The organism is Egibacteraceae bacterium (assembly GCA_035540635.1).
In the GTDB taxonomy this organism is placed as follows: Bacteria; Actinomycetota; Nitriliruptoria; order Euzebyales; family Egibacteraceae; genus DATLGH01.
In genome coordinates this window covers 1-10,689 of the sequence record DATLGH010000076.1, presented here as the reverse complement: position 1 = coordinate 10,689, position 10,689 = coordinate 1, and the positions used below count along the sequence as shown (strand labels likewise).

The following is a 10,689-nucleotide window of genomic DNA, read 5'->3' as shown; positions in this document are numbered from 1 at the left end:
ATGGCGAAGGCGAAGTTCGAGCGGACGAAGCCGCATCTGAACATTGGGACGATCGGCCATATCGACCACGGTAAGACGACGTTGACCGCGGCGATCACGAATGTGTTGCACAAGCACAATCCGGATGTGGCGTTCACGCCGTTTGATCAGATCGACAAGGCGCCGGAGGAGCGTGAGCGGGGGATCACGATCTCGGTGTCGCATGTGGAGTATGAGACGGAGAATCGCCATTACGCGCATGTGGACTGTCCGGGGCATGCGGACTACGTGAAGAACATGATCACGGGTGCGGCGCAGATGGACGGGGCGATCCTGGTGGTGTCGGCGGCTGACGGGCCGATGCCGCAGACGCGTGAGCATGTGCTGCTGGCGCGTCAGGTGGGGGTGCCCTCGATCGTGGTGTTCTTGAACAAGGCGGACATGGTCGACGACGAGGAGCTGTTGGAGCTGGTGGAGCTCGAGGTGCGTGAGCTGCTCAGCTCGTATGAGTTTCCTGGTGATGACATCCCGGTGATCAAGGGCAGCGCGCTCAAGGCGTTGGAGGGTGACGAGGCCTGGGAGCAAAACATCCTGGATCTGATGGCGGCGGTGGATGAGTACATCCCCGAGCCCGAGCGTGAGGTCGACAAGCCGTTCTTGATGCCGGTGGAGGATGTGTTCTCGATCACCGGTCGCGGCACGGTGGTGACGGGCCGGGTTGAGCAGGGGATCGTGCGCACCGGTGAGACGGTGGAGATCGTGGGGATCCGGGACACGACGTCGACGACGGTGACCGGTGTGGAGATGTTCCGCAAGCTGCTCGACGAGGGGCGTGCGGGTGACAACATCGGGGTGCTGTTGCGGGGCACGAAGAAGGACGATGTTGAGCGTGGTCAGGTGCTGTGCAAGCCGGGCACGATCACGCCGCACACCCAGTTCCACGCGCAGGTGTACATCCTGTCCAAGGACGAGGGTGGTCGCCACACGCCGTTCTTCGACAACTACCGGCCGCAGTTCTACTTCCGCACGACCGACGTGACGGGGACGGTCAGCCTGCCCGAGGGCAGCGAGATGGTCATGCCGGGTGACAACACCGAGATGACCGTGGAGCTGATCGCCCCGATCGCCATGGAAGAGGGACTGCGCTTCGCCATCCGCGAGGGCGGGCGCACCGTCGGCGCCGGCCGCGTCACCAAGATCATCAAGTGAGTGTTCGGTGCCCCCACCCCCCGGTTCCTGAGCCGCCTGGCGGCGCGGCCGGCGGTCGCCGGTGACTGCGCGGGGCTAGCGAAACTTCGAGAGAGGTAGGAGAATGGCGAACGACACCCGCCCGAAGGTGACCCTGGCGTGTACGGAGTGCAAGGAACGCAACTACGTCACGACGAAGAACCGCAGCACCCAGCGGGAGCGGTTGGAGATGCGCAAGTACTGCCCCCGGTGCAACAGCCACCGGGCCCACCGGGAGACCAAGTAGCGCGGTGGTGCAGACACGCACCATTGGAGGAGCATGACGAAGCGGCTCAACGTGAACGCCGAGATACGCGCCAAGGAGGTGCGACTCATCGGTCCGGAAGGCAAGCAGATCGGCGTCGTGCCCCTCAAGATGGCCATCGACGCGGCCAAGCAGCTCGACCTCGACCTTGTCGAGGTGGCCCCCCAGGCCAACCCCCCGGTCGCGAAGGTGATGGACTACGGCAAGCACCTGTACGAGCAGGAGCGGGCTGAGCGGGAAGCCCGCAAGCAGCAGCGGGCGACGGGGCAGAAGGCGATTCGGCTGCGGCCGAAGATCGACGACCATGACTTCGCCACGAAGGTGCGCCAGGCGCGCAAGTTCCTCGAGGCCGGGCACTCCGTGCGCGTGCAGGTCATGTTCCGGCGGCGCGAGATGCGCCGTCCCGAGCTCGGCACGCAGCTGCTCGACCGCCTGACCGAGGAGCTCGGGGACGTCGCGCAGGTCGAGGCGCGCTCGGCGATGGAAGGCCGGTTCACGACGATGGTGCTCGCCCCCCGGGGCGGCGTCGCCACCGCCACCCGCGAGTAGCCTTCGGCCGTCGGCGCGCACCGCGGCGCACGAGCGCCCGGGCGCGGACGAGGCGCCGCGAGGAGGAGTCATCACCCTGAACCCCGCCCGCATCGGGCACCGTTACCCGTCCTATCGCTACGAGGTCTGCCGGGAGAAGATCCGCGAGTACGCATGGGCCACCGGCGTCGACGACCCGGCCTTGGGCGACGACACCGCCGACGTCGTCGCTCCCCCCACGTTCGCCGCCTGCTTCACCGTCGTCCGGGGCGTCGACCTGCTCTGCGCAGACCTCGAGCTCGGTGCGGGCGACGCGCTCGTGCACGGCAGCCAGGAGTACGAATGGCACCGGCCGCTGCGCCCGGGGGACGTCCTCGCATGCAGCCCCTGGATCACCGACATCCTGTCGCGTGCCCGCAGCGAGTTCCTCACGCTCCAGATCGACTGCGTCGACGTCGCGAGCGGCGAACCCGCGGTGACGAGCCGCGGCACCGTCGTGTTCCTCGCACCGCCCGAGGACGCGTAGGTGCCGCGCTACGACGAGGTCGACGTCGGCCAGCAGATCCCCACGGCGACCGAGACCCTCGACCAGGCCAGGCTGATCCGCTACGCCGGCGCGAGCGGCGACTTCAACCCGCTGCACTGGGAGGAGAAGTTCGCGGCCGAGGTCAGCCCGACCGGCGGGGTCATCGCGCACGGCATGCTGAACATGGGGCTCGTGTCGCGCGTCGTCACGGCCTGGGCGGGCGGGCCGGAGAAGGTCAAGCGGCTCGCCACGACGTTCCGGGCTCCCTGCCCCGTGGGATCGGCGGTGACCGTCGGTGGTGAAGTCGTCGAGATGGATTCGGAGACCCGCACCGCGACGCTGTCGGTGTGGGTCGAGCTGCCCGACGGGGCGAAGGTCGTGGACCGTCGCCGGTCACGAGCGGTCGTTCAGCTCGACTGAAGGGGATGCGCGGTTCGGGACGCTGCCGCCTGATCTGTGTAAGCGCGGGCCGGGGTGCTAGGACTGCGCCGGGTGAGCGCTGCGCCAGGGGGGAAGGCGCGCCGACCACCAGGCGAGAAGGCCGTCGGGGTCGTCAACGCGGTAGGCCAGGCACATCGCCCGTCCGGCGTGCTCGAGCGCGTCGCGCCACCCGCCCTCCGTGGTGGCCGCCGCGGCCGCCCGCACGGCCGCCGCGGCCTCGTCCCAGTCCCCTCCCTGCGTCGGGGCCGGCAGGGCGGCGACATGGCGCGCGCTCAGGGTGATCGCGTCGGGCGACAGGGCCGCCCCGGCATGCCGGCGCAGCGCCACGGCCGCGAGCGGGGGCGAGTTCAGCGCCGCGGCCAGGTGCCACACCTGCTCGGCCGGGGTCTCGACGGTGATGGTCGGCGTGGACGGCAGCCACTCGCCGCAGGGGTCGGCGACGGCTTCCAGGACCCGGGTCTGCGTCGCGACGAGGACCTTGGGCACGAGCCGCGCCCGTGACCAGGGCCCGAGCGGGGACTCGCGGCGCAGCCGCACCACATCGACCCGGGGACGCGTGAACCGCTGCTTGGCGAACCGTGTCCGCACGACCCCCCACAAGCTCCTCGCCGGGTCGATGAGCCCGGTGGTGAGCAGGCGGGGGTAGCGGCGCTCGTCGTCACGGTGCCCGTCGCCGTCGAAGACGTAGGGGATGAGACCGTAGTACTCGTCACGGAAGCCGGCGGTGGCCCTGCCGTGGTCGCCGAGCGTGCCGCTGCCGGCCACGTCGACCGCGGGGACGCCGAGCAGGTCCGCGCCGAGGCCGCCCCAGGTCGGCAGCGCCCGCAGACGTGCGCCGCTGAGCGGCAGGGGGTGCCGCTCGGCGAACGCCGGCCCGAAGCGCCGGACCAGTGCGCGCTGGGGGCGCCCGACCGCGAACACCGGCGCGCACACCCGCACGCCGGCGGCGAACACCGGCTCGCCGGCCAGCCACAGCCACTCGAGTGCCGCAACCGCCGCCGCCGCCCGACGGGCGGGTCCCGCGTCGCGTGCCACGAGGAAGGAGTCGGGCAGGACGAGCCCGACCCGCCCGCCGTCGCGCACGAGCCCCAGCCCGAGCAGGAGGAAGAGGTTGGCGGTGTCGGCGTAGCCGCCGGCGGCCTCGCCGAAGCGCGCTCTCAGGGACTGCCGGGCCGCCGGCGAGCGGGCGGTGGCCGCGGCGAGCTGGCTGAGGAAGGGGGGGTTGCCAACGACGGCGTCGAGGCCGTTCGGGAGCGCGCCCTCGACGCCGAGCGCGTCGGCGACGCGCACGTGGGCAGCAGGCGGCGGCGTCCCGCCGGCGAGGATGGCGAGCGCGGTGCGCGTCACCGCCACCGCGGTCGGATCGACGTCCACCCCGTACAGGCCGCGGAGCACGACCCCGCGGGCGTCGGCGCCGCGCGCGCACAGGTGACGGGCCGCGGCGAGCAGGAACGCCCCCCCGCCGACCGCGGGGTCCGCCACCCGCACGCGGCGGGGGTGGGCGTGCAGTGGGTCGAGGACGGCCGCCGCGAGCGCCCGTGCGACCGCCTCGGGGGTGTAGAAGGCGCCCGCCGTCCGCCGCGCGGCGCGGGGACGCAGCGCTTCGTAGACCTGACCGAGCAGTTCCGGGCGTGCCAGGCGTGGCGGCGGCATGAGCGCGGCTGCGGCGCCGGGGCGTGCAGGCAGTGGCGCCCCGGCAAGCGTGACCCCGCGGGCGCAGGCCACCGCAGCGGCGACACCGCCGAGCACCCCGTCGAGCGAGCCGCCCTCGACCGCCGGCCGCAGGCCCGCCACATAGCGCTCGAGCTCGCGATCGGCCATCGGCAGCAGGGTATGCCGCCGGCGACGGTGCGGGCCCGACGCGGCGCAGGGGTTGGAGATGTGTGAGCCGAGCGAGGTGGCAGGTCTCGGCGGCAACGGCCCAGAGGGTGGCGCCCCACCCCCACGGCACCGGTTGTCACCGAGCGAGGAGGGACCCTATACTGGCGGTCCGCTGTCTTCCGGACAGTGGTTTTTCATGTAAGGGCGTGGGGCCCACGCCCAACGGCCACCCGGGCCATCGAGGGGCGTAGCTCAACTGGCAGAGCGTCGGTCTCCAAAACCGAAGGTCGGGGGTTCGAGTCCCTCCGCCCCTGCCACCTCCACCGGCCGTGCCGCCGGCGGTTGGCAGGACCCACGAGGAGCAGCCTGTGAGTCGCGAATTCAAGCGCGATATGGAACGGCAGAAGCGGCGCGCCGAGAAAGAGGTCGACGTCACCGCTGAGGCTCTGCCGGAAACGAAGAAGAAGCGCACGAGCCCCCGGCAGTTCACCCGGGAGATCCGCGGCGAGCTGAAGCGGGTGGTGTGGCCGTCGCGCAAAGAGGTCGCGTCCTACAGCATCGTCGTGCTCGTCGCGGTGGCGGTCGTCACGTTGTTCATCTTCGGCCTCGACCAGCTGTTCGGCGAGTTCGCACTGCGGATCTTCTCATGAGCGAGAACCCCCTGCGCGAGGCGACCCCCGCGCCCGAGGAGGTCGACCAGTCCGACGGGCCGCCGGTCCCCGCCAGCGAGGCGCGGCCGGACCCCGCCGCCGACGAGGCTCCCGCACCGGGGCTCGTGGGCGAGGACACCGCCCGGTCCGCCGGCGACGACGTAGGTGCCGCGCTCGGCGGCACTGGCGTGCGGGAGACGCAGGAGGACCCCACCGACCCGGGCTCTCCTGACGAGGACGACTTCGACGACCTGCTCGCCGCCGCCGGCGCCGAGACCGCCGAGCGCGCCGGCGAGGACCTCGACAACCTCTTCGCCGACGACGGCGCGGCCGCGCCCTTGCCGGCCGATGCCGTCGACGACGAGCCCGAGCCCGACCGGCGCCCCTCCCGGCTCGACTTCGCGCGCCTGCCCGGGGACTTCTACGTCGTGCACACCTACGCCGGCTACGAGGCGAAGGTGAAGGCGAACCTCGAGAACCGCATCCAGTCGATGAACATGGAAGACCGGATCTTCGACGTCATCATCCCCACCGAGGAGGCCGTCGAGATCAAGGGCGGCAAGAAGCAGTCGGTCCAGCGCAAGGTCTTCCCGGGCTACGTCCTCGTGCGCATGGAGCTCGACGACGACTCCTGGTACGTCGTGCGCAACACCCCCGCGGTGACCGGTTTCGTCGGCCCTCCCGGCGCGCGCCCCGTGCCGCTGTCGCTGTCGGAGGTCGAGGCGATCCTCGCCGAGCCCGACGAGGCGGAGAAGGTCACGCCGACGGTCGAGTTCGAGGAGAACGAGAACGTCCGCGTGACCCAGGGCCCGTTCGCCGACTTCACCGGTACGATCTCGGAGATCAACGCCGACCAGTCGAAGCTCAAGGTCCTCGTGTCGATCTTCGGCCGGGAGACCCCCGTCGAGCTCGGCTTCGACCAGGTGGCGAAGCTGTGACTGCCGTCAGGTCGGGTCACGGCCCGGCCCTCCGGGGCCGAACGGTCCTTTACCCACTCCGGCCCGGCTCGCGGACCGGCCACAACCCTCAGAGGAAGTGAGAAACTCAAATGGCCAAGAAGGTCATGGCGCTCATCAAGCTGCAGATCCCGGCGGGTCAGGCGACGCCGGCGCCGCCGGTGGGCCCGGCGCTCGGTCAGCACGGCGTCAACATCATGGAGTTCTGCAAGGCCTACAACGAGCGGACGCAGCCTCAGATCGGCGACGTCGTCCCCGTGGAGATCACCGTCTACGAGGACCGCTCGTTCACGTTCGTGACGAAGACGCCGCCCGCGGCGAAGCTGCTGCTGAAGGCTGCGAAGCTCGACAAGGGCTCGGGTGAGCCCAACCGCAACAAGGTCGGCACGATCTCCCGCGACGCGGTCCGCGAGATCGCCGAGCGCAAGATGGACGACCTCAACGCCGTCGACATCGAGGGCGCGACGAAGATCATCGAGGGCACCGCCCGATCCATGGGTCTCGTCGTCCAGTAGCACCGTCGCCCGTCGTGGGAGGGCGGCTGCGCCGCCCGCTCGCACCACAGCACGCAGCACAGGAGGAACAAGCCATGGCCCGTCGCGGCAAGCGCTACCAGGTCGCGTCCGAGAAGGTCGATCCCGACCGCCTCTACACACCCGCCGCCGCGTTGCGGCTCGTCAAGGAGACGACGACGGTCTCCTACGACCCCACCGTCGACCTCGCCTTCCGGCTCGGCGTGGACCCCCGCAAGGCCGACCAGATGGTCCGTGGCTCCGTGGCGCTGCCCCACGGCACCGGCAAGACCGCCCGCGTCGCGGTCTTCGCCGAGGGCGCCAAAGCGGCGGAGGCCGAGGAGGCCGGAGCCGACATCGTCGGTTCCGCCGAGGTGACGGCGCTGATCGAGGCGGGCAACCTCGACTTCGACGCGGTCATCGCCACGCCCGACCAGATGGGCAAGGTCGGCCGCTTCGGCAAGGTGCTCGGCCCCCGTGGTCTCATGCCGAACCCGAAGACGGGGACGGTCACGATGGACGTCGCGAAGGCCGTCGCCGAGATCAAGGCCGGCCGCGTCGACTACCGCACCGACCGCCAGGCCAACGTCCACCTCGTCATCGGCAAGGCCTCGTTCACCCCCCGCCAGCTCGTCGAGAACTACGCCGCGGTGATCGACGAGCTCCTGCGCCAGCGCCCGGCCGCCGCCAAGGGCCGGTACTTGCGCAGGATCCACGTGTCGACCTCGCAGGGGCCGTCCATCCGCATCGACCCGACCCGGACGCGGGAGCTGTGGGAGGAAGAGGAGCTCGCCGCCTCGTGACGGCGGCTTCGCGCCGTCGCCGGCTTTGACACGGCCGGGCGGGGCGGTACTGTGGGGTTCGCCGTAGACCGTTGGTCCCGCAGCGCGGGTAACAGGCCCGAGGGCCGACCAGCCGAGGTTCGCTCTCCAACCGAGCGGAGTGTGCCTCCCGGTGTGCGGGAGGCCTTTTTCTTTCCGGCAAGGAGCGAGCTGATGGCAAGACCCGAGAAGGTCGCGGTGGTGACCGAGGTCCGGGACCGCCTGAGCGGCGCGAACGCGGCGGTCCTGACCGAGTACCGGGGACTGACCGTGGGCGAGCTCGCGCAGCTGCGTGCGGAGCTGCGCAAGAACGAGGCCGAGTACAAGGTCGTCAAGAACACCCTCACGCGTATCGCCGCCCGCGACGCGGGCATCGACATCCCCGACGAGTTGCTCACCGGTCCGACCGCGGTGACCTTCTGCACCGGGGACCCCGTCGCGGCAGCGAAGGCACTGCGTGCGTTCTCCCGCGAGCATCCCGCCCTCGTCGTGAAGGGCGGCATCCTCGACGGCCGCCTGCTCGACGCCGAGGAGACGCTGCGCCTGGCGGACCTCGAGTCCCGCGAGCAGCTCCTCGCGCGCCTCGCGGGCATGTTCGAGGCGGTCGTCGCTCAGCCTGCTCGCCTCGCGCAGGCAAGCCTCAGCAAGGCCGCACGGCTCTTCGCGGCGCTCGCCGACAAGAAGTCCGGGGGCGCGACGGACGGGCAGTCCCCGGACGGCGAAGCGGTCGGCGAGTAAGGCCCGTCCCCACAGCAGTCGGACCACTCACGCGACACGGTAAGAAGGAGACTCTCAGATGGCGAACCTCAGCACCGACGAGCTGCTCGACGCGTTCAAGGGCATGACCCTCCTCGAGCTCAGCGAGTTCGTGAAGGCGTTCGAGGAGGAGTTCGACGTCACCGCCGCGGCTCCGGTCGCCGTGGCCGCCCCCGGCGCCGCCGCCGGCGGCGACGCCGCTCCCGCCGAGGAGGAGCAGACGGCGTTCGACGTCGTCCTCACCTCCGCCGGCGAGAAGAAGATCCAGGTCATCAAGGAGGTCCGTGCTCTCACGAGCCTCGGCCTGAAGGAGGCCAAGGACCTCGTCGACGGCGCGCCGAAGCCCGTGCTCGAGGGCGTGGACCGGGAGACCGCCGACAAGGCGAGGGACGCCATCGAGGCCGCCGGCGGCAGCGTCGAGGTCAAGTAGTTCCCCCGCGGACCGCAGGTGACCGGCGCGGTGGGGCCGCCCACTCCCCCCTTGACACCCCCGGCCGAGCGCGGCAGTCTCGGGGTCCACGGACCCTCGGTGAAGGAGTTGGGTGGCCCACGCGGCGTGCAGTGAAGGCTCCGGCGCTTGAAAGCAGTGTAGCGGCACGGTACACTGCTCGTTCGCCTTGTCTCCTGCCCTTGGTCGCCTGTGCAGCACCCCCGCCGCCGGGGTCGTGGCGGCATACCGCGTCGCCGCCGGGTGTCCCCACCGCCGCGACTTCGTGATCCGCTCCGCTTCGTTCTGGAGGAGTAACCCTTGCCGACGCCTCGTGTGAGCGATGGCGCGCGTCAGCGCGCCCACGGCCGTGTGTCCTTCGCCAAGATCAAGGAGCCGATGCCGGTCGAGGACCTCGACCTCATCGCCATCCAGCGCGGCTCCTTCCACTGGCTGCGCGACGGCGGGCTCGCCGAGGTCTTCGAGGAGATCTCCCCGATCGAGGACTTCACCGGCCAGATGGCGCTGTCGTTCTCCGAGCACCGCTTCGAGGAGCCCAAGCACTCCGAGGAGGAGTGCAAAGAGAAGGACATGACGTACGCCGCGCCGCTGTTCGTAACGGCGGAGTTCGTGAACCGCACGACCGGCGAGATCAAGTCCCAGACGGTCTTCATGGGCGACTTCCCGATGATGACCAGCGGGGGCACCTTCATCATCAACGGCACCGAGCGCGTCGTCGTCTCGCAGCTCGTGCGGTCCCCCGGCGTGTACTTCGACAAGTCGATCGACAAGTCCGTCGGGCGCGACGTCTTCGGCTGCAAGGTCATCCCGTCCCGGGGCGCCTGGCTGGAGTTCGAGGTCGACAAGCGCGGGTTCGCGGGCGTGCGCGTCGACCGCAAGCGTCGTCAGCACCTCACCGTGCTCTACCGAGCGCTGCGGGGGATCGTCTACGACGCCGCGAGCGGCGAGTACGTGCTCGCCGACCGCGAGACGCTCGAGACGCCGATCCCCGACCAGGAGGTGCTCGACTTCTTCGACGGCGCGGAGGTCATCGCGCGCACGCTCGAGAAGGACGGCTTCGCCAACCCGAGCGACGCGTTGCAGGACATCTACCGCAAGCTGCGTCCCGGCGAGCCGCCGACCGCCGAGAGCGCGGGTGGCCTGCTCATAAACCTGTTCTTCAACAACAAGCGCTACGACCTCGCGAAGGTCGGCCGCTACAAGGTGAACAAGAAGCTCGGCGAGGAGCTCGTGTGGCTCGGTCTTCGGACGCCCGAGGAGGCCAAGCCGTTGTCCGCCGAGGGCATCCCCGCGCGTCTCGTCCAGGCGGCCGAGCGCGCCGGCAACCAGGCGGCCGTCGCCCTGTCGCCGGTCGAGGCCCGGGCCCCGTCGTTCGCGTCGATCCTCACCAAGGAGGACGTCCTCGCCACGATGTCCTACCTCGTCCAGCTGGCAAAGGACATCGACGGGTACGACACCGACGACATCGACCACTTCGGCAACCGCCGCCTGCGCAGCGTCGGCGAGCTCATCCAGAACCAGGTCCGCATCGGGCTGTCACGCATGGAGCGGGTCGTCCGCGAGCGCATGACGACGCAGGACGTCGAGGCGATCACCCCCCAGACCCTCATCAACATCCGCCCCGTCGTGGCGGCCATCAAGGAGTTCTTCGGCGCAAGCCAGCTCTCCCAGTTCATGGACCAGACCAACCCGCTGTCGGGACTCACGCACAAGCGGCGCCTGTCCGCGCTCGGACCGGGCGGCCTGTCCCGCGAGCGCG

Annotated in this window: 13 protein-coding genes and 1 tRNA gene; 13 read left to right on the top strand and 1 reads right to left on the bottom strand. The window is 70.6% G+C overall.

What is annotated here, in order from left to right:
* From tuf to VM324_12495, 5 genes are all read left to right on the top strand, one after another.
* On the top strand, positions 1-1,188 hold the full coding sequence (tuf, locus tag VM324_12515) for an elongation factor Tu (GenBank protein ID HVM00107.1): 1,188 nt from the start codon (positions 1-3) through the stop codon (positions 1,186-1,188).
* A 103-nt stretch (positions 1,189-1,291) separates the two neighbouring features.
* Positions 1,292-1,453 (top strand): 50S ribosomal protein L33, encoded by a 162-nt coding sequence (rpmG, locus tag VM324_12510; protein ID HVM00106.1) that lies wholly within the window; start codon positions 1,292-1,294, stop codon positions 1,451-1,453.
* A 33-nt stretch (positions 1,454-1,486) separates the two neighbouring features.
* Complete coding sequence (gene infC / locus VM324_12505; protein HVM00105.1) at positions 1,487-2,020, top strand: translation initiation factor IF-3; 534 nt, start codon at positions 1,487-1,489, stop codon at positions 2,018-2,020.
* 70 nt (positions 2,021-2,090) lie between these two features.
* Positions 2,091-2,525, top strand: coding sequence for a MaoC family dehydratase N-terminal domain-containing protein (locus VM324_12500; protein HVM00104.1), 435 nt, complete (start codon positions 2,091-2,093; stop codon positions 2,523-2,525).
* Positions 2,526-2,945: a MaoC/PaaZ C-terminal domain-containing protein gene (locus VM324_12495; GenBank protein HVM00103.1), complete on the top strand. Its 420-nt coding sequence runs from the start codon at positions 2,526-2,528 to the stop codon at positions 2,943-2,945.
* Between the two features lie 57 nt (positions 2,946-3,002).
* Here the strand turns inward: VM324_12495 and VM324_12490 are convergent, their stop codons facing one another.
* Positions 3,003-4,787: an N-6 DNA methylase gene (locus VM324_12490; GenBank protein ID HVM00102.1), complete on the bottom strand. Its 1,785-nt coding sequence runs from the start codon at positions 4,785-4,787 to the stop codon at positions 3,003-3,005.
* A gap of 241 nt (positions 4,788-5,028) precedes the next feature.
* Between VM324_12490 and VM324_12485 the strand changes: the two genes are divergently transcribed.
* From VM324_12485 to VM324_12450, 8 genes are all read left to right on the top strand, one after another.
* Positions 5,029-5,104, top strand: a tRNA-Trp gene (locus VM324_12485).
* Positions 5,105-5,155: 51 nt separating this feature from the next.
* The gene (gene secE / locus VM324_12480; GenBank protein HVM00101.1) at positions 5,156-5,437 is read left to right on the top strand and encodes a preprotein translocase subunit SecE; all 282 of its coding nucleotides are present in this window, start codon (positions 5,156-5,158) and stop codon (positions 5,435-5,437) included.
* A 407-nt stretch (positions 5,438-5,844) separates the two neighbouring features.
* Positions 5,845-6,375, top strand: a complete 531-nt coding sequence (gene nusG, locus VM324_12475; GenBank protein ID HVM00100.1) for a transcription termination/antitermination protein NusG — start codon at positions 5,845-5,847, stop codon at positions 6,373-6,375.
* A gap of 110 nt (positions 6,376-6,485) precedes the next feature.
* Positions 6,486-6,908, top strand: a complete 423-nt coding sequence (gene rplK, locus VM324_12470) for a 50S ribosomal protein L11 (GenBank protein ID HVM00099.1) — start codon at positions 6,486-6,488, stop codon at positions 6,906-6,908.
* A 74-nt stretch (positions 6,909-6,982) separates the two neighbouring features.
* On the top strand, positions 6,983-7,708 hold the full coding sequence (gene rplA, locus VM324_12465) for a 50S ribosomal protein L1 (protein ID HVM00098.1): 726 nt from the start codon (positions 6,983-6,985) through the stop codon (positions 7,706-7,708).
* Between the two features lie 192 nt (positions 7,709-7,900).
* Positions 7,901-8,464 (top strand): 50S ribosomal protein L10, encoded by a 564-nt coding sequence (gene rplJ, locus VM324_12460; GenBank protein ID HVM00097.1) that lies wholly within the window; start codon positions 7,901-7,903, stop codon positions 8,462-8,464.
* Between the two features lie 58 nt (positions 8,465-8,522).
* Positions 8,523-8,912 (top strand): 50S ribosomal protein L7/L12, encoded by a 390-nt coding sequence (gene rplL / locus VM324_12455; GenBank protein HVM00096.1) that lies wholly within the window; start codon positions 8,523-8,525, stop codon positions 8,910-8,912.
* A 318-nt stretch (positions 8,913-9,230) separates the two neighbouring features.
* A partial coding sequence (locus VM324_12450; protein HVM00095.1) for a DNA-directed RNA polymerase subunit beta occupies positions 9,231-10,689 on the top strand: 1,459 nt, incomplete at its 3' end.